This is a genomic window from Nitrobacter sp. 62-13 (assembly GCF_001896955.1).
GTDB lineage: Bacteria > Pseudomonadota > Alphaproteobacteria > Rhizobiales > Xanthobacteraceae > Nitrobacter.
Map to the genome: position 1 here is coordinate 8,017 of NZ_MKRN01000176.1, position 21,371 is coordinate 29,387.

The 21,371-nt window shown below is 58.2% G+C and carries 21 protein-coding genes; 11 read left to right on the forward strand and 10 right to left on the reverse strand.

What is annotated here, in order from left to right:
- Nucleotides 1-307 precede the first annotated feature (307 nt).
- A complete protein-coding gene (locus BGN91_RS12265; protein ID WP_292613525.1) occupies nt 308-607 on the forward strand; it encodes a helix-turn-helix domain-containing protein in 300 nt (99 codons plus the stop codon).
- Nucleotides 608-674: 67 nt separating this feature from the next.
- The gene (locus BGN91_RS12270; protein ID WP_292613527.1) at nt 675-821 is read left to right on the forward strand and encodes a hypothetical protein; all 147 of its coding nucleotides are present in this window, start codon (nt 675-677) and stop codon (nt 819-821) included.
- A gap of 332 nt (nt 822-1,153) precedes the next feature.
- Here BGN91_RS12270 and BGN91_RS12275 read toward each other — a convergent pair whose 3' ends face one another.
- Complete coding sequence (locus tag BGN91_RS12275; RefSeq protein ID WP_292613529.1) at nt 1,154-1,459, reverse strand: hypothetical protein; 306 nt, start codon at nt 1,457-1,459, stop codon at nt 1,154-1,156.
- 133 nt (nt 1,460-1,592) lie between these two features.
- Nucleotides 1,593-1,838, reverse strand: a complete 246-nt coding sequence (locus BGN91_RS12280) for a hypothetical protein (protein ID WP_292613531.1) — start codon at nt 1,836-1,838, stop codon at nt 1,593-1,595.
- Nucleotides 1,839-2,210: 372 nt separating this feature from the next.
- Here BGN91_RS12280 and BGN91_RS12285 point away from each other — a divergent pair, with 372 nt between their 5' ends.
- Complete coding sequence (locus BGN91_RS12285; RefSeq protein WP_292613533.1) at nt 2,211-3,836, forward strand: peptidoglycan-binding protein; 1,626 nt, start codon at nt 2,211-2,213, stop codon at nt 3,834-3,836.
- A gap of 273 nt (nt 3,837-4,109) precedes the next feature.
- Complete coding sequence (locus BGN91_RS12290; RefSeq protein ID WP_292613535.1) at nt 4,110-4,358, forward strand: hypothetical protein; 249 nt, start codon at nt 4,110-4,112, stop codon at nt 4,356-4,358.
- A 655-nt stretch (nt 4,359-5,013) separates the two neighbouring features.
- On the opposite strand, the gene BGN91_RS12295 is transcribed toward BGN91_RS12290, so the two are convergent.
- Complete coding sequence (locus BGN91_RS12295) at nt 5,014-5,148, reverse strand: DnaJ domain-containing protein (RefSeq protein ID WP_292613537.1); 135 nt, start codon at nt 5,146-5,148, stop codon at nt 5,014-5,016.
- Nucleotides 5,149-5,843: 695 nt separating this feature from the next.
- Between BGN91_RS12295 and BGN91_RS12300 the strand changes: the two genes are divergently transcribed.
- The 3 genes from BGN91_RS12300 to BGN91_RS12310 are packed head-to-tail and all read left to right on the forward strand — an operon-like array spanning nt 5,844 to nt 10,398.
- Entirely contained in the window at nt 5,844-7,196 is a 1,353-nt protein-coding gene (locus BGN91_RS12300) for an HlyD family efflux transporter periplasmic adaptor subunit (RefSeq protein ID WP_292613539.1), read from the forward strand.
- Complete coding sequence (locus BGN91_RS12305) at nt 7,151-8,419, forward strand: hypothetical protein (RefSeq protein ID WP_292613541.1); 1,269 nt, start codon at nt 7,151-7,153, stop codon at nt 8,417-8,419. Before BGN91_RS12300 ends, BGN91_RS12305 begins: the two co-directional genes overlap by 46 nt.
- Nucleotides 8,419-10,398, forward strand: a complete 1,980-nt coding sequence (locus BGN91_RS12310) for a glycosyltransferase (protein ID WP_292613661.1) — start codon at nt 8,419-8,421, stop codon at nt 10,396-10,398. Before BGN91_RS12305 ends, BGN91_RS12310 begins: the two co-directional genes overlap by 1 nt.
- Before the next feature lie 98 nt (nt 10,399-10,496).
- Here the strand turns inward: BGN91_RS12310 and BGN91_RS12315 are convergent, their stop codons facing one another.
- On the reverse strand, nt 10,497-10,682 hold the full coding sequence (locus tag BGN91_RS12315; RefSeq protein WP_292613543.1) for a hypothetical protein: 186 nt from the start codon (nt 10,680-10,682) through the stop codon (nt 10,497-10,499).
- Nucleotides 10,683-11,338: 656 nt separating this feature from the next.
- On the opposite strand from BGN91_RS12315, the gene BGN91_RS12320 reads away from it, so the two are divergent.
- From BGN91_RS12320 to BGN91_RS12330, 3 genes are all read left to right on the forward strand, one after another.
- Nucleotides 11,339-11,833, forward strand: a complete 495-nt coding sequence (locus BGN91_RS12320; protein ID WP_292613545.1) for a hypothetical protein — start codon at nt 11,339-11,341, stop codon at nt 11,831-11,833.
- Between the two features lie 848 nt (nt 11,834-12,681).
- Nucleotides 12,682-12,897: an XRE family transcriptional regulator gene (locus BGN91_RS12325; protein WP_366408528.1), complete on the forward strand. Its 216-nt coding sequence runs from the start codon at nt 12,682-12,684 to the stop codon at nt 12,895-12,897.
- A gap of 206 nt (nt 12,898-13,103) precedes the next feature.
- Entirely contained in the window at nt 13,104-13,460 is a 357-nt protein-coding gene (locus BGN91_RS12330; RefSeq protein WP_292613547.1) for a PRC-barrel domain-containing protein, read from the forward strand.
- Nucleotides 13,461-13,856: 396 nt separating this feature from the next.
- Here BGN91_RS12330 and BGN91_RS12335 read toward each other — a convergent pair whose 3' ends face one another.
- On the reverse strand, nt 13,857-14,681 hold the full coding sequence (locus BGN91_RS12335) for a glycosyltransferase (protein ID WP_366408529.1): 825 nt from the start codon (nt 14,679-14,681) through the stop codon (nt 13,857-13,859).
- A 767-nt stretch (nt 14,682-15,448) separates the two neighbouring features.
- Nucleotides 15,449-15,631 carry a hypothetical protein gene (locus BGN91_RS12340; protein WP_292613549.1) on the reverse strand — a complete coding sequence of 61 codons (183 nt, stop codon included), beginning with the start codon at nt 15,629-15,631 and terminating at the stop codon, nt 15,449-15,451.
- 161 nt (nt 15,632-15,792) lie between these two features.
- On the opposite strand from BGN91_RS12340, the gene BGN91_RS12345 reads away from it, so the two are divergent.
- A complete protein-coding gene (locus BGN91_RS12345; protein ID WP_292613552.1) occupies nt 15,793-15,969 on the forward strand; it encodes a hypothetical protein in 177 nt (58 codons plus the stop codon).
- A gap of 544 nt (nt 15,970-16,513) precedes the next feature.
- Here BGN91_RS12345 and terL read toward each other — a convergent pair.
- The 4 genes from terL to BGN91_RS12365 form a co-directional block, all read right to left on the reverse strand.
- The gene (terL, locus tag BGN91_RS12350; protein WP_292613554.1) at nt 16,514-17,947 is read right to left on the reverse strand and encodes a phage terminase large subunit; all 1,434 of its coding nucleotides are present in this window, start codon (nt 17,945-17,947) and stop codon (nt 16,514-16,516) included.
- Nucleotide 17,948: 1 nt separating this feature from the next.
- Complete coding sequence (locus tag BGN91_RS12355) at nt 17,949-18,449, reverse strand: DUF5681 domain-containing protein (RefSeq protein ID WP_292613556.1); 501 nt, start codon at nt 18,447-18,449, stop codon at nt 17,949-17,951.
- Entirely contained in the window at nt 18,442-19,782 is a 1,341-nt protein-coding gene (locus BGN91_RS12360) for a DNA methyltransferase (protein WP_292613558.1), read from the reverse strand. The genes BGN91_RS12355 and BGN91_RS12360 overlap by 8 nt, the downstream gene beginning before the upstream one ends.
- Nucleotides 19,783-19,890: 108 nt before the next feature.
- Nucleotides 19,891-20,385 carry a hypothetical protein gene (locus BGN91_RS12365; RefSeq protein WP_292613560.1) on the reverse strand — a complete coding sequence of 165 codons (495 nt, stop codon included), beginning with the start codon at nt 20,383-20,385 and terminating at the stop codon, nt 19,891-19,893.
- Between the last annotated feature and the right edge of the window lie 986 nt (nt 20,386-21,371).

The window sequence follows — 21,371 nt, forward strand, 5'->3', positions numbered from 1 at the left end:
CTCGTCTGCCTCCCGCGATTGCTGAAGCAAGCGGTCTGATCGAGCCGCAATCGAGCCGGCAGAACCGCAACGAACCCTGAAAAGGATCGCGACCTCAACCGATCAGCGATCCATCGTGCCGGAAACCAATGCCCTGCTCTTTGCAAACTGCGATCAGGCCTTCTTCAACAGCCTGTTAATCTAGACGTGCGAAAACGCCGCAATCAGAATTAATAACTTGTTAACCAGCTTGGCTTGAAATGGCTGTGGGCTGATCTCGAAGGTTCCCGCTCCTATCACTGAGTGGGACAGTAGTGGATTACGAATCATGCCTCCTGAGTCTGCATGTACACCACTTCAAACGCGTACGCCCTCAAAGCAACTGGTGTCTCAGTTGATTGGCGCGACCGTCAGCGAAGTTGAGCGAGAACTGGTGTTGCAGACGATCATTCATTGCAACGGCAATCGGACTCGCGCCGCACGCATGCTCGGGGTGTCTATCCGTACGATCAGGAACAAGCTCCGCGAATATTCGGCTGCGGCGGAAACCTATCCGCGCCAGTTGACAAGCAGAGCGCCCCGCACTTCGGGAGCGAAGAAGCCCTCTTCTGAAGCCGCATTTCAATGAAAGGGCCACACGAAAACCGTGCGGCCCTTATCATTCCGCAGCGCACATCCGACGCGAGGTCGACGCGATGGGCAAAAAACTCGGTCCGGAGTTCGGCCAGGGTGAGCGCCGCGAAATCGCCAGAACTATCGACGAGATTGCCAAACGCATTCGCCAGTATCTCGGAATTACGCTTCTGACCCGCCTGCTAACCGGCATTCCCACCGCTTTGTGAGCGTTCACGCACCAGCCCGCAAGCTGATCGTCGTCTTCGAACAGGTGGTTCACTCGTGCGATTGCCCGAAGCAACGATCTGGCGGCTGTACACCTCGGAATTAATGACTCGCTTCATCTGCGGACGCAAAATGCACGGACCAGGTCTTATCGACCTTTTCATTCCGGTCGTTGTCGTCCGGTGGGGAAACGACGATCTCCCTCGTGACGTGTCCGATTCCGTCGAGCACTTCCTTGTAGCGCACAACGGCTGCTTCCGATTGAGCAATGTGAGCTGGGCTTTGAAACCGGTTTCCCGCCAGTGCTGGCGCGTCGTCGGCGCTTCCGCGGCTGCTAGTATGCGGCTAGTGTAGCACCATCCGGACGCGCCAAGCTTCCGGGAGTGACAAAGCTATCGGCGGTGGTCAGCTGCACCGTACCGCAGGCTTTCATCGATTGCATGCCGGTCTCCGCTTCTGCCCTGGTCTTGAAGTCTATTTGCTCGTCGATGGTGTCGGCCTTGGTAGTGGGCCGTCTGTCCACGATCGCGCGTTTCTTCGTCGTAGGATCGCGGACCACGTAGAACTTGGCGGATGCCCCCGTCTGCGCAAACGATCCCGTGGCTAAACACGCAAGCGCGCACAGAGCCAACTTCTTCATGAGTATCCTCCCCCTGCCGTGCCGATCGTTCCTCCTGAGCGCTCATGCTGTGGACGCGGAGTGTGTTAGTAAACGAACGCATGAAAAACGCCCCGCCGAAGCGAACTGGCGGGGCGAAACGGACGCAACGGAATCAATCCTCGTGCTCGTCCGTCGTGCAGACTTTCATGGTCTTCATGCCGGCTTCGGCTTCGGACCGGGTGCCAAAGATGCCATGGTCCACGATGGTTGTCGTAACGGTCGGCTTCTGGTCCACGATGGTGCACCTCTTCGTCGCCGGATCGCGCACAATGTAATATTCTTCGTGAACCGTCGTCGTTTGCGCAAGCGCTGACGTGGCAATACATGCAATGACTGCGCTAAAGGCAAATGTCTTCATCAGGCAGTTCCTCCGTTGAACAACGAAGAACCAAAACGCCGCTTCGCGGCCGTTTGTTCCGTGAGGCATCCGCCTAGCCCGCCGAATCCGTTGAGTGCTCTCGCTATGGGCGGCGTTGCGCCGGTGCGAGTGCGTTACTGGCTAGACTGTTTCTCATTGAATCAGATCACTGCGTAGCACTGGAACTGCTGTTGCCAGTCGAGCGTTTGACGGGCACAGCTGCGGGAAGCAACCGACATTCAATAGCGATCGCAATGGTATCGGAACAATAGCACCCTCGCTCAGTTGCTCAGGGGGGCTCTCGTTTATCAGACCGGTCTATGTGCGCTTCAATGGAGGGAAAGCGCTCGAGCAAACAAGGAGTGACATCGAATGATGAATACAGCAAAGAGCAGGCTTCTGGTCACGACCGCAGCATTGCTTGCCGGTGTGAGCTTTGCGTCGGCGCAAAGCATGAGCGGCGGTGCTAGCGGTGCGGCGAGCGAAACGGGAACGTCGGCGGGCATTCACTCCAAAAGCGGAATGGGTAGCGGCCTTTCTGGTAGTGAGGGCGCTTCTCATCGCGAGGGAATGACACAGGGTCGCAAGTCCGAACCCAGTCAGAGTGGCCGGGCCGAAGGTTCCTCCGCACGCAGCGAACAGCGCGAGGACTCTGGCACCCACGAGCGTAGCCGCGCGGAAGGCCAGCGCGATAGCAGCAAGGGACAGACGGTCGGCCAGGGGCGGTCCGACCGTGACTCCGACCGCGACAATGCGCGCCGTTCGGAGGACTCGAGCAAGGAACAGCGTGGCGCCGGCAAAGAGCGCGCGCAGCACCAGGGCCGAAAGGACAAGGGTCAGACGGTTGGTCAGAGCAAGTCCGAGCGCGACAATGCGCAGCGATCCGAAGATCGCACGCAGGACAAGGGCAAATCCGACGCCAAGGCTGACAGCAAGGCTGATAACAAGTCCAATAGCCAGCAAAACGGATCCGGCATCAAGGGCCAGAGCGCCCAGGACCGGAATTCGAACTCCGGCGTCAATCAGAACGCGGCGCAGGGCGAAACAAACACGCAGGGACATACCCAGAGCCAGACCACTGCCGGCCTTAAGACCCAGAGCGGCAAGAACGTGACAGCACAGCAGCGGACGACGCTACAGACGTCGGTTTTGCACGCCAGCAACGCCCCGCATGTCGACGTGAACTCGATCAATTTTCAGGTTCGTTCCGGCATATCGGTTCCGTCGAGCGTGCACATTGCCTCTGTCTCCACCTATCCAGCGCTGATAGACGTGTTTCCCGCCTATCGTGACGACAGCTTCTTCGTCGTGGAAGACGAGGTCGTGATCGTCGATCGCGATCGCCGTATCGTCGACGTGGTACCGGTAGGTCCGCGAGCGCGCTTCGCCGGCGGCGGTAGCAGCAGTGGGCATGTCGCCGCGGTCGACCTGCCACCGGACGACATTCGCCTCATCCAGCGCGTGTTGATCGATCGTGGTCTCCTGGATGGAGATGCCGACGGTGTGTGGGGTCCGGAAACCCGCGAAGCCCTCACAACGTACCAGCGTCAGCAAGGTATTGCCGTGACCGGCGGCATCGACATGCGCACGGTTTCGTCGCTTGGCGTTTCCGGTCGGCTAAGCCAGCAGGCACGTGAGAGCATCCAGTCGCAGTCTTCGTCGAATGACGCTCAAACCTCAACCGGGGCCAAGACCACTAAGCGTCAGGGGCAGAGCGGTCAGATGAATCAGCCGTCGAACCAGCAGAACGCGACCGGTGAGACACCAAACCAGAATTCTGGCCAGGCGCAGAACCCCGAGGCGCAGAACCCCATGTCTTCGTCTTCGACAACGGGACAAAGCATGCCCAATCGGTCGAACACGACGGGTCAGGCTCACGAACCCTCGCAGAGCGGAAGCTCGTCGACGTCCAATCAGCCGAGTGCGAATCAGAGCACGCCGTCGGGATCATCGTCAGGCTCTCCAGGCCCGGCCCAGCGCAGTGGCCCGAATCACTGATCGATTAGACAAACGGGCCCCGCTTCGGCGGGGTCCCTTTTTTGTGTGCAGACATTTTTTGCTTGTTTGCTCAGTCGAGTTAGGATGCTCTTTCATCATGAAGTCTGCCGCAGCGAGAATGACATTTAACTCGGACCGTTTGATGTTACTCATTAATTCCCATTCGTGAGACGAGCCGTATATTTGCTGCGTCGCATGTGGAGCCCCGAGACACTTCACGCTCCGAAAGACCACCCGAATCGAAATGGCAGCTCTGCACGGTTGAGTGACTGAATGCCTCTTCAATTCCACCGCGTCTTCGACGAGATGCAAATTTGGAGCGCAAACAGCGGCGGCTACTCCTTCACAATTAGCTTCTTCGAAAGTCTTTCCGGTCCCGGTTTTCGCCGCACCTCGGGATACGTGGCATCGTGGTGTCCTCAAGGCCGTGGCCCGATCAAGATCACCGGCTCACCATTTCGGTCTTTCGAAGAGGCCGAAGCCATTTGCGATGCGATGCTGAAAAACCTGGTAAGCGAATAAAAAGGCCGCATCCAAAACGAGCGCTCCCATCTGGTCGTGTTCACGATGAAGCGGCTGCGGATTGATGGAGGCCGTAGGCGCCCAGAGTTCAACTCGAACGAAGCCTTTTCGGGAGTGTTACCGCCGATGGATCGCCGATGGTCGGGACCTAGATCCGCGCACCCAGCACCCCTTCCTTCAGGGTGGAGCGACCGGGGGCCTCGACATGAATATTGTCGTCGTTGCGGTTGAAGCAGCGATGTGGCTCGATTGAAGCTCGACATAGGCATTCCCTGGCGGTCCACCGCCGAGGCCTGCCATTCCCTGCCGGTCCTCGGCACCTTCAGATATTGCCATCTGCAGTGTTTTGCCCTGTGACAGCGCGATTGTTGGTACGGGGCCGTTAGCAAGGTCGACGAGGTCACCCGGGAGAGCACGTATTTGACATCCTGGCTGCGCGCGCGAAATGTGCCCTGCGACCGCCCCCACCGGTCGCAAACGCACACGAGAGAAACTTCCCTAGTTTCTCGTTGCTGGCAAAGCCATCCTGCGTCGCGTGGGAGGCAGCCGTCGGCGAAGTCCCGATAGAACTCCGTCGCTCCGCTCCGCTGGCAGATCTCAACCGGATCGAATCTCCGTCGCGTCTCTTTGTCGTCGAGGAAGTCCTTGGCCGCCGCTAATCTTTGAACTTTCCGCAGCCACCTTGTCGCCCGGATTGCATGATGGGATGGAATTTGCTTGCCAGTTTCTTGAATGCGTCCTTGATCTCTTTGTCGGTCGCAGATCGATTGACGCCGAGGGCTGATCCCATCACGTCACAACATGGGGGGATCGCCGCTCGCCAAAGTCAGTTTACAGCCAATCCAATGGTCGGTTCACCGATAGCTCAGACAGCGACCGTGGGTAGCCGATCGCGCACCGGCTGCACAATCCGAGTCGAAGACATTGCGCCGGATTGTAACGTGCAACCTCTCGGCCTTTCGTTGGGATCCTATGAATGCCGAGCTGAGAGGCAACCGACTGCTCAGGGCTGGAGAGATCTTCGACAGCAGCAAATCGCGCGCAAAAACATCCCGGTTTCCGTCGATGTTCCTTCGACCGATTGTAACATAGGCTTTCCTCGTCCCATCGCGTGGGTACGAAGGCGCGATCGATTTCGGTTGACTCCATCATTTTCAAGGCACCTAGAGGGAGCGTGGACTTTATCGCGTGCGATTGGAACGGTGCGCCAGCCCCATGTGTGTTGTGAAACAAAACTTGAAGATGAGCATTTGATCCAATAGCTGCACACATCGTTAGTTCGAAAATCCGGTGGCGGGCGTTACAGCCGCGACCACGGAACGTTCCACGAGGAAGCGCCCTTTCAAAGCTCCGCAACATTGAAGGGGAAATCAATAAATGTCCGATTCAACGACGAGCCGACCCGGTCGCCTGGCGGCCGGCGGGCGTCATTCCGTGATTCTGCGTGTATCATCTTTAATTGTCGCCGGGATTCTTTCTGCACTCATGGTAACGGCCGTCGTCCCGCCTATCGTTGCGGATCAATCGGACCGGGCTATCATCAACGCGCCGGTCAAACTTCTGACTGCTCCGATCAATGGAGACATTGTTTTATTGTCGGCGACGCCGGGGCGCGGAGTGAACGCCGGCGATGTGCTGGCGCAAATTTCCAATGCCAGGCTCGATCGAACCACCCTCATCATGCTAGAGCAGAAGGCATCCGACGCACGGCAGAAATTGGCGGCGACGCAAGAAAAGCGGGGTTCTGACCTGAATTATCTGACGTCGCTAAGTGCGGAAATCGGGGGCCAGCTGACACAACTGAAAACGCTATTCAAATCGCAGATCGAGGAGTTGCGGGCCCAGGTCGCCGAATCCGATTCACTTGGCGGAGCGAAGAAGGCGCTGGTCGATCGGCAGACCAAATTGGTCGAGCGGAATACCGCGAATATGGACATGTTAAATCCGACGCTGAAGCAGTATTCAGCGGCGCTTCACAAGACAGAGGCCGACAAGGCGAAACTCGGCCAAAAAATCAGCCAACTTGACGCTTTGGAAAGAGGAATCTACGTCGGCGACGAATTGATTCCTATTGCTACCCTTGTTCAGAAGCGGCGCGATATCGATCTCGACGCCAAGCGGCTCGCAATCGAAGAGGCTGAATTGTCCGCGCAGCTCGCCGACCAGCAGGGGCCGATGGATGCGGAACGCGCCCGGCTTGCCAAGTTGGCCGCGGCGGAGGTGCGCGTTCCGGGCAAAGGCATGGTCATGGCGGTTGAAGCCTCCAAGGGACGTCATGTCGGTGCTGGCGACGCGCTGGCCTCGCTGGTCGATTGTGAGCAGCAGTTTGTGGTCGCCATCTTCTCTTACCGTCAGGGCCAGAACCTGGCGGCCGGCACGCATGTCCGGGTTGATGGAGCACCTTTCAAATCCGGCATCATCACCTCGCTATTGCCAAAGACTAGCGACAAGCTCGACGAACGTTACGCGGTGCCGTTTCCGCAAACTGAACGGCGGGAAATGTACGCGATCGTGATGCCGGATCAAAAGGGCGGCGATGGTCTGCGCACGAACTCCACGGAGGCGGATGGGAAGTCCTCGCCTTGCGCGGTTGGTAAATGGGTGACAGTGACGCGGGACAATGGCGCCGTTGTCCCGTCAATGTCAGTCGCCTGGCGTCAGCTCACGGCCTTCGTGACATCGTGGGGATCCGCCAACGCTCAATCGCTCCCTGAGCGCAATCGCAAGGCGGGACACGCCCGTCTCGCGGAGAAATTCCGCGAAGCTTCGCAAGACAGCGTCGCATTGACGAAATGGGAAGACTGGCCGACTCGCACCGAAGCGGTCGTTTCAAAGTGATCCGCCCCGTCGTCATCGGTTTTTGTATTGCGATCGTGTCTGGTTCCGCAGCAAACGGCGATCCAGCCTCCCGCGATAATACCTATTGTGCGGGGCTGAGCCGTGCTGTGGCATCCCAGGCGCATGGTTCGGAGCCGGTCTTTATCCGAAGCTATGAACCCGGAAAGAATGAAGATCATTTGCCCCGTGGACTGGCCACGACTGCATTTGTCTACGATAACGCCTTGGCCACGATCGCCCTAGTGGCATGTGGAAATCTGCCTGCAGCGCGGATGATTGGCGACGCCCTGAGCAACGCGGTTCGCACCGACCGAACATTCCGTGACGGACGCATCCGCAATGCCTATCGTGCCGGCCCGCTCGGCAAAGGCCCGCCTGTGCTTCCGGGCTGGTGGGACAGCGACAAGAAATTATGGGCAGAAGATCCTGCGCAGGATGGCACCGCGACTGGTAACGTCGCCTGGGCTGCGTTGGCGTTGCTGACGCTACATCAGGCGACCGGGAACGCGGCCTATCTCGCCGGTGCCGAGCGGCTGCTCGCGTGGATCACAGACAACACGGCCGCGGAGGCCGAGGGCTTTCGCGGCGGGTTCCACGGCTACGATCCGAGCCAGGTGCGGCTCGACTGGGTATCGACCGAGCACAACGTGGATGTGTACGCGGTGGCCAACTGGCTTTTTCGCCTGACCGGCAATCCGAAATACGCCGAGGCGGCTTCGAAGGCGCGGCGGCTTCTCGACGCTTGCTTTCGCGGCGATCACTTTCTGCTCGGGCGCAACGCCGATGGAAAACCTGCTGACGCCGCGATGCTCGCACTCGACGTTCAGCTCTGGCCATGGATGGCGGCGCCCGATGCGCCAGGCGAGTGGCGGCAGGCTCTTCGATTCGCAGAGATGCATCTGGCTGTACCCGGAGGTTTCGACTTCAATGGAGACCGCGACGGTCTGTGGGTTGAAGGAACCGCGCAGGCGGCGCTGGCCTATCGTATGTCCGGGAATCATGCACGCAGCCGAGAGATTTTGGCCGGGCTACGTTCGGATCGGACGGAATCTGGCCTCCTCAATGCGACGCGCAGCAGCAGGGTGACCACCGGCCTGTCGGTCGACCCCACCGCCACCAACGCCAACTTCTTTTACTATCGAAGGCCCCATCTCGGTGCCACGGCATGGGCCGCGTTGGCGGCGACCGGCTGGAATCCATTCACAGGACGGGAGGCGAACTGATGCTGGAAAGCGTCGCCGACAACGCATCGATTCTGTCGATCGATGTCGGACTGTGGGTCGGGCTGCTGGTCTGTGCTCGCCTGCTCAACCCATCGCGGGCGCTCGATCGGATGATCTTCGGCGCGACAGCCGGATCATTGCTCGTGATCTATATCTTCTGGCGCTGGCACGATACCCTGCCGCGGCTTGCGATGTCCGCACAAAGCCTCTGGCCGCACCTATTCTTTACGCTCGAATTCATCGCGGTCGTCTACACGTTGATGTCGATCGTTATTCTGTTCCGCAGCATCGATCGGTCCGGACAGGCCGATCTAGCGGAGCGCGAGATGCGCGTCCGCAATGCCTATCCCGCGGTCGATGTCTTCATCTGCACCTATGATGAGCCGCTTGAGGTGGTCGAGCGCTCCATCCTGACGGCGCTCGAACTCGATTATCCGGATTTCACCGTCTGGGTGCTCGACGACACGCGCAGAAGCTGGCTTCGCGACTATTGCGGGAAAGCAGGCGCGCGATATATCACGCGGACGGACAACGAGGCGGCGAAGGCCGGCAATCTCAACAACGCCCTCACTTTGACATCCGCCTCGACGAATGCGCCGATCATTCTGGTTTTGGACGCGGACTTCGCGCCGCAGCGGAACTTATTGAAACGAACGGTCGGCTTACTGGGGGAACCGAACGTTGCGATCATTCAGACGCCGCAATTCTACTACAACGGCGATCCGATCCAGCACAATCTACTGGCCACGCAAAGCATGGTCGACGACCAGCGATTCTTCTTTGATGTCTTTCAGCCCGCCAAAGACGCTTGGGGATGCGCATTTTGCGTCGGCACCTCGTTCGTCGTGCGCCGCGATCGTCTGGTTGAGATCGGAGGATTTCCCACTCAAGCGATCTCGGAAGATATCAATCTGACCTACATGATGCTGGCGCATGGCTATCAGACCTGGTGGCTCAATGAGAAACTGAGTTGCGGATTGTCGGCCGAAGGCATTCCCGAGTACATCACCCAGCGCAGCCGCTGGTGTCTCGGCACGATCCAGGTTGCGCTGTTGCGCGAAGGTCCGTTATTCGGCCGGGGGTACTCCGCGATTCAACGGCTGCATTACGTCCATGGGATTCTGAACTGGCTCTGCAAACCGTTTCTGGTTCTGCTTCTGATTGCGCCGATGATGTATTGGTTTGCCGGTCTGCCGGCATTCGAGGCCGACTACCTGGCATTTCTGCGCTACGGCGCGCCCGCCATTCTGGGCCAGACCATCTACATGGCCTGGATTTCGCGGTCGCGCACCCTTCCGTTGTTCACGGAGGCGACACACGCGATCGCCTCATTTGCGATTTCCGCGACTCTAATCAGCGCCGTGTTCAAGCCGTTCGGCCGACCTTTCAAGATTACCGATAAAGGCGGCGACCGATCTTCGCCGAAACTACGGTGGAAGCTAGCACTGACATTCGGCCTGATTGCGTTTGGCTCGGCAGCGAGCATTGCGTTGGCTTTCCTTTCTCCCTATGCGGCTAGCGAAATTTCGTCTTTGGACTACTTCAATCTACTATGGGCCGGCATTTCGATGCTCATTGCATTCATCGCGTTCGTGACGTGTTTCGAATTGCCGCGAGAGGACACGTGTTTTCCGGTCAACGAGGCCGGCGCGCTAGCACTCGCCGGCGATGATCATGCCACTCCCTGCCGCATCACCGCGCTCTCCAGCTTTGCCGTGGAATTAATACGGATGACGGCCCTGCGCCCGCCGGTCGAAGGCGCTCAAGCGTGGCTCTATATGGGCCAACTGGGGTGGGTCGCGATCACCGTCGCGGCTGCGAACAGGAAAAGCGTCCTTGCAAATCTGCATCTGACCTTCGAGCAGCGAAGGCGGCTCGTGACATGGCAGTTCGGATCGCCGCCTGGCAATGTCGCCGAGACCGTGCGCATAACCGGCGCCATCATGGGCCTGGTAAGACGCGGTTTTCGCGGGCGCTAGAGCAAAAACCTGATTGATCAATCGCCGTCAATCACGCTGACGCAGCGCGGCGTCATTCCGTCCACGAGCGGCTGGTTTTTTTTTGGGTGGGATCTGAATCAGGCGGTGTGACCGTCGAAATCACCTACGCTTGGTGTGTTCTTTTTTTGCTGAGGCGTCATCTTCGTAGGGCTGTTCTTGCCAGGAACGCCACGCGGCCCGAGTTGCTCACGCTGAAGATCGTCTTCGGAAAGCGGCGGTTCAACGCCATTCGGCTGCCTATGGTTATCTCTGTTCTCGACCATGCACATGCTCCTGGGTTTTCCGGACTTCGCCTCTTCGTCGTCTTCCTTCCGGGATGGCTGCTGATTTTGCGACGGATCATCCTTCAGCCATTGATGGAAGGTGAACTATCACCGAGTGCATGAGTTCAAAGGTCTTCGGGAATTTCGGTAAGAGTTCGCAGGGCTGAAGTCATTGGCAGGAACGATCCCGATTAGGAGCGCCTGGTTGGGGGTCATTATTTCCGGTTCCTGCCGGGATGAAGGCCCCAGCTCTGGGGACTAGGGAGTTATGAGTGGCCAGTACGGGGTTCGCCTCTGGGCAGGGGCATTGGGAAAACTTGGTCAGAAGCCTTCGTTGCTGTACGCGGGGAGTTGGATGTGCGCGCATCGCCCCTTGTCAAGATCGGTGAAAGGTGCGGCCGCGGGTAGAATTCGGAGAGTGACCCTGCCAGTGCCAAGGAGATCAATAGATAGCGCGCGCCGATTGGCGCCGTGGTCGGCCGGACACACCGGCTGAGCGGGCAGGGGAGCCTTCCCGCAACCTTCCCCATGGCCGCTTAGGGCTCACGCCACCCAGCAGCCAGTGGAGGCCGTTGTGCACGCCTCCACGCCACCACGCGGCCGGGGACGCCCCGGCACCTCGCTGTCAGCGCGTGCTATCGTCGCCCCGCATCAGCATGCCACGACGACCACGCCAGCCGATTGCGCCCGCCGACGCCGCCAAGGGCGAAGCGGCCGAGCTGGCGTTCCGCCAGTGGCTCGACGCGGCGGTGCTGCCGCACATCTATGTCGAACAATCACCCCTGACCGTGCCGGTGCCGTTGCGCGGGCAAATCCAAACGCCCCGATTACATCGTGGGGATCCCAGCGTCGGCATGGTGGCTTTCGACGTGAAGGCGAAAACCATCTATCCGGAGGGGCTGATATTCGACCTCGACGAGGTGCGGAAGCTGCGCAACTTCGCCCGGCTGTTTGACTGCACCGTCTATTTTGCCTGCCTCAATCCCGAGGGCGGCGAGCGCCCCGGCTATTGGGTACGCCTCGACCAGCTCGACGACGTGCCAGCGGTACGGCGCGGCAAGGTGCTGACATTGTGCATCGAGCGAGCGTTGCCGGTGTCGATGGATGAGCCATTCTATGCGGCGTTCGTTCGAGCTGTTGCGTTGAACTGAGGGCGTGCCTTCACACGACGGGCTTTAAACTGCGTTCGGAGCTGCTGCGCTATCTCCGCCCTCCGGGTGACAATCCCTCACGCAATAGCCCGCGCAGGCCGCTAGCGTTCAAGCCCGGCCTGCGGCTCCAGGTGTTCGCCTCGGCACCACAAGGGCAGGGGGCTTGAGCGCGCGCCTTGCGCGGGCAAGAGGCTGGCCATGGCCCTAAGCCGGAATCCGGCCGGGCCGAGTCTTTACAACAACAGGGGGTGGCGTGGTGCTGGGCAGTCGCGTTGTCTGGCCTTGGCGGTCACATGCCAGTCAAGGTGACGCGCCCACAAAAACGGCGCAGAATAAGGAATGGCGCTTCCGTTCTACTCAATCGGCCATTCGGGCCGTCGTCAGCGGGTGTGAAGCCGCCAGTTCAGAGGCGTCTTTACCATCTGCACACTTTGTCGCATTCCGTTGAATTCGGCGGTGCTGTCCCCATATTGAAGTCATGCTCCAGCGATACGATTTCCAAGTTTGACGTGACCGCTCCTTCGCTTGCGAAGGCATAGAGCAGACCCTCCCGTATCCAGAAACGTAACCCGCTACGCTAGCACCAGTCGGTGCCAGCGCGGCGCAAGATTGCGCGAGGTGTGAAGATGATGCTGATAAGTATGGGCAGTGTGCTTCTGGCTTGGGCGGCTTTCATTTGGCTCTACGATCCAGATGGCCTTCGAGAACCTTTACGTCCGACGCTGCGCGAAAGCCGCAAATGAGATATTAGCAGGAGATTGATCGTGATTACGGGATCACAGTGCCGTGCTGCTCGCGCGCTCGTTGAGATTTCAAGGCCGATGCTGGCGAGACGCTCGGAAGTCAGCGTGGACGCCATCGAGCGGTTCGAGAATGTCTCCGGGTCGCTGAAGCGCACCGAAATCCAGGCAATACGAGAAACCCTGGAAAAACTCGGGGCGGTTTTCATCCCGGAAAACGGCTCGGGTTATGGCGTGCGCTTGAAATTCAACAACCTGGAGGCCGCAGAAATCGCGCGCTTCGAATGCGAAGGTGGATTGGTCGCTGATGATCGGGTTCCGTAAAGCGTAAATCACCTTTCACCAACCGGTGCGGCAGATCACGGATGTACTGACTGTCGCCCAGCCCCGCTTGAGATAGCGGGGCACCCATCGGCGGCGGGGTCATGCCATCGTCGCTCAAATCTTCCGAAGCCCTGACTCGCGTCGCGAACCGCAATTCAGCGGGACGCGTTCCGTGGGCGGGTCGTTTACCCAGGAAAGGAGAAGCTATGGCTGTGAAAAGAAAAACCTCGCATCTGCGCCCTAGTAGGAAACTATCTGGGAAGGCTGTCTATGGGGCCAAGGGGGGGAAGATCGGTTCGATCAAGCACGTGTTGGTGGACGAGAAGAAGCGAAAGATTGCCTACGCCGTACTGGGCACCGGCGGATTCTTTGGCGACGCTCACTACATGGTGCCTTGGAAGGTGCTGAGGTACGATGCCGATCGGGGAGCGTACAGCTCCGACATCAGTGAGAACCGGTTGAAAGGTCGCCCGAAGCACGGCGTGGAGACCATATTTGACCTGAACGCTCGATACGCCACGCTCCACCCTCGCAATAACGAGTTCGTGGTGCATCCGGGCTAAGCACTGATTATTGGTACCCGCCGGGACATCCCGGCGGGTTTTGCTGACCCACTGTGACTCTCACCTTCTAGAATATCGCGGGTGTCCTCTATGTCGAACGGTGGACATCAGGGCGCTCAACTCGATATCGTCGCGCAATAGCCCGCGCAGGCCGCTGGCGTTCAAGCCCTGCCTGCGGCTCCAGGTGTTCGCCTCGGCACCACAAGGGCAGGGGGCTTGAGCGCGCGCCTTGTGCGGGCAAGGGGCTGGCCATGACCCTTAGCCGGAATCCGGCCGGGCCGAGTCTTTACAAATGTGCACCAAAGTCCACCTACCGCGTTGCTGCGCATCAGTTCATTGTGGCGTGATGGCAGAGCGCACAAAGGCCCCGAAAAAAGGCGGCTATCTCCATGAAAGCTACGGGACCGAACGGCGATCAGGAAACTGAACCTGGAGAGCAGGCGAGCCTGATGTCAGAACGAGCTTCGCCGGCGTTCGGTCGCTCAACGCCTCGTAATGACGGAGATATTCCTGCGCCATTCGGCGTATGGTGAATCTTTTTTCGAAATGTCTGCGCACTTGACGTTGGTCGAGCTCGGAAAGCCGTGCAATCGCCTGTATAGCCTCTGCTTCCCCGGGCACGACGAAGCCAGTGATGCCTTCATCGAGGACCTCCGGCACCGAGCCGGAGTTGAAGGCAATGACCGGCGTACCGCAGGCCAATGACTCGATCATTACGAGACCAAACTGTTCAGGCCAATCGATCGGAAACTGCAATGCAGCCGCGCCCGCCAGAAACTGCCGTTTTGTTTGATCATTGACCTCGCCGATGAGCTGGATCTGATCGCCATCGATCTGCGGATCAATCTCTTCCTTGAAATATTTCCTTTCCTCTCGCGGCACCTTGGCGGCAATAAGAAGCGGCATTTTGGCGGCGCGCGCGATCCGAATGGCGGCATCCGGTCCTTTTTCCGTCGTCAGCCGACCCAGGAACGCGAGGTAGGAGCCAGCCTCGAAGGAAGGGCTGAACAGCTCGGCGGGCAAGCCATAGTAAATGGTGCCGATCCAGTTGGCCTCACGTAAGGGAGCGCGCTGATTATCTGATATCGAAACGAACGGGGCATTGGGAAAGCGGCAGCGGAAAAGGATACCGCGCGCGTCTACCGAGCGCGCGAGGCGCATCTGCTCAGGCTTAAGCACGATGCCTTTGAGGAGGTGCGTGAGGTAGTCGTGGTCGTTCATAGGCGCGATGAAGCACGTCTGAAGTGTACCACGCGCATATGAGCCGTGCGGAATCGAACCGCAGCCGCTCCGGATAAGTCGACCAGACTATGAAGCATGCCGAATTGCACGGCGCAGGGGGATCGAACTCCTGCTACCCGTTGCGCGCGTTCAAAGATTGGACGGGCGGCGAACCTTCCGGCTCATTATAGGGCCGAGGAAAGCCGTCTCATGCATATGCGGCAGACCGCGTGCCGCTAATTCTGCGCGAGGCGCGCCGTACATTCGGTGCAGTAGCGGAAGCCGACAGGCGCGGTGCCCGCCATCTGCCTGAGTTTGAAGCTTTGGCCCGGCTGGGTGCAGCGGGTCATGCGTCTCAGGATAGCACGTGGACCAAAGCCGTTACCCCTCGCGATGGCCCATCACGCGCCCGTGAGCGGCCGCGTTAGGAACGGTCACAGCGCGGTCAGGTTGTTTGCTCCTGAACAGGCATGGAGCGCGGCTATGGTAATGCCGGAAGACAATCCTCCCCCCAGGAGACCGACCAATTTTCAGCGCATGAACAGCACGACCGGCTGGGCCATCGTGGGCGCCGTAACCCTTATAGTGCTCGCACTCATATTCCTCTCCACCGGGCGCCACACGTCTACGAATACCGGCGAGCATCCGCCGAACACCACGACGCAGCCCGAGCGCAGCACCCGATAAGTTCGCGAGAAAGGCTGCAACCGACGAAAGCCGTCGGCGCCTGCAAGGGGCTGGCGGCTTCCTCGGCACTTAGCTCTGCTCTACGGAACGATGTCGCTTCTGCCCGGGGGCGCATACTTGATGTTCTCGTCGCCGCCCTTCTTGATCTTCTCGTCCATCTCTTTCCGCTTCTCTTCCGTGAGCTGCTCCAGGGTCTTGCCGTGGGTTTCCTTCGGGTCGACCTTCGGCTGTCCGGCCGGCGGGAATTCCGTCTTGCTACCCATGATCGTTGAGAGGCATCATGGGAAACAACCGGCGCCGCCGCGAGGCGTTCCTGCGGGTGCGTCAATTGGAGCCGGCTTCCTGAGGCAAAAAGTTTTGCCCGTTCGCCTGAACTTTGCATCCGCCCATGCATTAGCCCGGCCAAGCAAACAGGGAGAGTTCTATGTCGAACCCGAACGCGAAAGTGGACCACAGCGCGAAGGCGCCGCTGAAATCGGACATGAAAGCGGGCGTGCAGGAAAACCAGCAGCCCGGCGTGAAGATCCCGACGAAGCGCGATGAAGAAAAGCCCAAGGGCACCACTATGGGCGAGGGCAGGGACTCAGGCTCCCACACCTGATTCCCTGAAACATCCCTCATAGAGGCATGATGAGCAGCTCGACGCGCGGGTAGACATGCGCGTCGACCCGTGTCGGGCCATCGAGCACGGGCCCTGCGGGTGGGTATCGAAGGCATAAGGCTCGAAGAACGCTGCAGAATGATCGGATTGGCCAAGAAGTCCTGCCCAATGCATCCACTATTCTGGTTTATCTCGGCTTCGCATCGCGCAAGAGGTAGAACTTCGCTTTAACACTTGCGACCGAAGTCCGCTTGAGGACGCCGAACTGCCCCTCCTATCCGCAGTGAAGCGTGACGGGGATGACGAATCCTTTGGTAGCTAACACGATGAGTCGGCGTCCTGTCTGTGACATATCCAGATAAGCGCGAACCTGAGAGCGGTGTTCGATCGTCACTGGTGTAGGATTGAGCCGACAGGGTGACGAAGGCCGCACTTGAGGCTGGGCTATTTAGCTGGCTGGACGATCGGACGCGCTTAGCGAGCGCAATAGCAACATGAGTGCGCTCACTCACGCGCAGAAGGTTCGGCCGGGCTGCCGGTGCGATTAAATAATGCCGATCGTGCGGCCCGACCGTACAAAACCAAATCCCTCGCGTTGCCACGCCATTCCTTGGATGAGCGCATCGACCTGATCGTCGTGTCGGCCGGGAAAGGCAAGAAGTTCGTTTTCGAAGTCCTCGAGCCATGGAGCATTTTCTGGAAAGAACACGGACCCACCTTCAAATAGATCACTCTGTGAAATCACCCGAGCCCGTTTGTCTCTGTCGGGCCGGAAAGTGACTACATTGATGCGCGATTCTTGCAATGATTGGATGAGGCCATGGCTGATTGGAGAATCCTCAATAAGCAATGTTGAGCCAGGATAGATTTGCTTTTGTTCCATAATTTTGCGCTTGAGTTGATCGAAGGGAAATTTTCCCCGCACAACATCGAGGACATAAAACGTTTCCTCTCGGCAGAGCAGCACGACGCCCACCGAAAAATCTCCGGCTTCAGTTTCGCTAAGTGCGATGTCCCAGCTAATTAGAATACGATCGCGCGGTTCGCGACTCAACTGACCGTATCGCTTGAACCATCTTTTCTTGATGATCCGGCCACCGGGAGGAATAGGAGACTGCTGGTATTGCGCAGAAAATGCATAAGATCCCATGCTTTTCTTGAGATCGCGCAGCACCTCGGCCGGTTCGTGGGCGGGATGAAGCAACTCCCCCTTTCGGCGCGTGTAAATACCACCCGCGCCAAGTTCATAGGAGGCATCCGACTGCGCGATCGCCGGAAGATTTAAGACTTCAAATCCGCCCTGTTCCAAAAGATAACCAACTAGATCTTCTTCGTGAACTCGTTGCATGACAACGACAATGCGGGCGGCCATCTTATCGTCGGGTCGCGTCACCAACGTCGAGCGATACCATTCTATACTGCGAGTGCGGGCTGCTTCCGAATGGGCGTCGTTGGGTTTGAGTGGATCATCAATGATGACGAGGTTACCGCCGCGTCCTGTCAATGTTCCCTCGATCGAGGTCGCGTAGCGCCGTCCGCGTAGCGTGGTATGGATCTCACTATCGGTGTCACGAGAGACCCTCATTGCCGGAAATGTGGCCTGGTAGATCGGGTCACTCACGATCTTGCGAAAATCGTTCGCGTGGGTTTTCGCGAGCGAATCGGAATAGGAAACAGCGACGACCCTTTCTGAGGGATGATGACCAAGAAACCAGGCAGGCAGCGCAACGGAAGCGCAGATGGATTTAAGATTGCGTGGTGGGAGGGTGATAATGAGTCGCTTGATTTGGCCTGACTCTACCTGAGCTAATTTATGAGCCATCGCCTCGATATGCCAATTGGGTCGAAATGGCGTGCCCGGTCGAAGAACTCCAAAGGTAAATTCAATAAAAGCACAGAAATCACGCGCTAGCGTTGCGCGCAGCACAAGTTGGGGAGGGATTTCTGCGCCATTAAAGGCAGTTGATATGTGACTCATATTAGCGCTTTTCATCCACGTCGTTATCGAGCAAATCGACCGGCGCAATCACGCGCTCATCTTTATGTCGTTCGTCGGACGGTCGTTGACGAGCTAAATAGGCGTCCAGGATCTCCTGGTGGGTTGGTGTCAGCGCTTCTTTGAGAGCCTCTGCCTTACCGGTAAGGTCGATGCCCAGCAGCTCAGAAAACATAAAAACGTCACGCCGCGCGTGGCGATCACCCTTGGCGAACTGGTTTGCCAGTTGCTCGAAGCCCAGCGCAAGCTTCGCTAGGGTCACGGGTTGACCGTTACGCATCAGCGAAACCTTTTCGTTTAACGCACCTTCGAAAAGCCTCTTCACATCTGCGAATACGGAATCTTTTCGGGGACGTCCTTTTGGATTAGGCGAGGGACCTCCTTTTTTCCAGCGTGTTGCTTTCGGCGGGCGGCCAGGACCAACCGTGGAGTCATCAGAGGATGGGTCCGGGAGAACGGGCTGAGGCCGGAGATCGTCATCCATTGCCATTGTCCTCGGATGTCGAGGAGTTGACAGTGCCGCCGCGTTTCGTCTCGATGTCTTCGAAGGTGCTTGCGTCGCCCTCAAGCGTTGCAGCTTTACCGGTGTAAGCCTGCCAACGACGGACGATGACATCACAGAAGCGCGGATCATATTCGATTGCACACGCCGTGCGTCCGGTCTTTTCGGCTGCGATCAGGGTCGTGCCGCTGCCCGCGAAGGGATCGAGCACCACAGCTCCCCGTTTGGTCACGTCGCGAATGGCATCGGCAATCATCGCCGTCGGCTTAACCGTTGGATGCATCGCCAGATCGTCCGTACGACCCGCTCGAAACGTGTTTACGCCAGCGTATTCCCAAACATTCGTCCGATAGCGACCATGCTGCCCCAGCTCAAAAGTATTGACGTGAGAACCCTCGCCATTTTTGAAGACAAAACAGAGTTCATGCTTTGATCGATAGAAACTTCCCATGCCGGCATTGTCTTTGGCCCAGACGATAAGATTCTTCAGCTCCAGGTCATTCTCGCGTCCAGCGACGGACAGCTCGAACAAGTGGCGCCAATCCATAAAGACGAATAGAATTGCAGCGGCCTGGGAATGGGCTTTAGCGTGTGAAAGGAATGTCGATAGAAATACTTTAAATTCACTCTCCGACATTTCGCCGGATGCCATTGCAAATTCAGGATGCTGTATCTTGCCTAACCCGGAGACATGGCCCTTGATGGGAACATTATAGGGTGGATCTGTGAGAACGAGATCGGCAGGCCTTCCTGCCAATACGCGATCGTAGTCCGCCGCATTCTGAGCGTCGCCGCATATCAGACGATGTGCTCCGAGAAGCCACAAATCGCCTGAACGCGAGACGGCGGCCCCAAAATTTTCGGGAAGTGAGTCTTCGGGACCTGGCTCGAAAGAGCTTTTCTCTGCTGCGTCGCTAAGAATACCGTCGATTTCGCCGAGCGAAAATCCTGTCAGCTCTAAATCATCAAAGCCAAGGTCGAGAAGGCCCTGCAATTCGATCGCCAGAACATCAGGATCCCAGCCCGCATTTTGCGCGAGCCGGTTGTCCGCAATCACATAGGCCCGGAGATCGGCATCGGACAAATTTTCCACGACGATGATCGGAATGGATTTGAGGCCTAGCTGCAGCGCAGCCTGCAATCGCCCATTTCCGGCGAGCGCGACGCCGTCACAAACGATCAACGGATTGATGAAGCCGAAGCGCTCGATCGATCTCGCGATCTGTTTGATCTGCTTTTTTGAGTGCGTGCGTGCGTTTCCGGCAAACGGCCTCAAACTTTGGGGTGCGACGTATTGGATCTGCGGGTTATTCATATCGATGCCTGCGATTGCTGTATCTTCAGATGACGATCTATAGATATCTAATAGATATGACAATGGGGCGTCGCATACCGTGCGCGCAAATGCTTAACGCGACCGCGGTTATCCTTTGATGTGGATGTCTATGGCGTCCGTGCTCACGCCGAATTTGGCGGCCAGCCCCGCCTTGGCCTCGGCTATCGTTAAGGGCTTGACGCTAGAAGCGGCGTCCGGCGTCGGTATGCTCTGCGTGGGCGGCGGCGCAGGCTTGAATTTGAGCTTCTTTAACTCAATCCCGAGTTCTTCGAGGGTTGTATACCTGACCGGATTACGCCACTCCCATCGGCCGCGATGGCTGGGAATGGCGAATTCGCTGATCTCGAAAAACCAGCGCTGTTGACCTCGTCGGTCAAAGCCGTGCTTGCGGACAGCACTGATTTTTCCGACCAAAAAGGCCCCACCGTGGCTTTCCGCGCCAGGCCTCTCCTTTCGGACACAGACCAGAAATTCCTGCTGCTGCACGCGTTGTTCCGCACCTACCCAAGGGCCGGAACCGCCATGTGCGAGCAGCGTCTCAAGTGATTTGCTGGTGAAAACGGCAATTGCAGAATGAGGCAAGGAAATCTCTCCGATGTCTAACGATATCTATAGACAAAACGGAGTGAATTTAAAGGCCGGAGTGCTCCGAAAAGACTGTGTTTTTGTCTTTGTCGATCGTGTTTCTGGGGGGCGGCCTCCCTGTTATTCCCTGATATCCTCTTTCAATAAAATCACAGAACGTGCTGCGAGGCAGGCGTAAGTCACGATTGTCGGCATACGTTTCCCTGTTTTTTGCAGGAAATCACCCTGTTTTAGCCCAAATAACAGGGAGACCGGTTTGCATCTGACTGCGTCCGCCACCACGCATTCCCGCGATCGATCGCGGCCTGGACCAGGTTCATGGGCCAATCAGCTTCGGCAGCGGCGCGGGTTCAACCGCGCAACGGTTGCGGTTGCCAACAAGAACACACGGATCATCTGTGCCGTGCTTCGAACTGGCGAACCGTATCGCGCCCCTTCTGAGGACCCGCCCAGAGCTTGCGAGACGACGGAGAAATGAGCTGCGCAGGTCGGACCGGCGCGCCGGGAGCCTGAGTTTTATCGAGGCTTCAAGGCCTGCCAGCTATAGAGGCAGGCGCGAGCGGATTTCCCATTATCTCGCGTATGCATCCGGGCACGGGCGCCTCTTTAAACGATTGTGGCGAGTTAAACCGGCTGGCTGAATCATCCAGCCGGATTTTCTTTTCGAGAATTAGCTCCCGCTTTGCCGTTCGGCATGCGGCCATCAATACGGATATTGATTAGAACAAACTACATTACCGTAGGCGTCGCGGTAACAACCATTATTGTAATAGTTGTAGCCGTAGGCACCTACTGCAGCGGCACCGACGGCTGCCGCACCGTAGGCTGCACCTCTATAGGCACCGCGATAAGCCGCGCCTCGATAGACTCCCCGGGCAGCCGCTGTGCGGGCTAACGGCGCGCGGGCGATTGGACGGGATACATGAGCGTGTCTTCCAGCATGGACAGCCCCGCCCCGGAAGTGGGCCCTATGCATTCCTCCC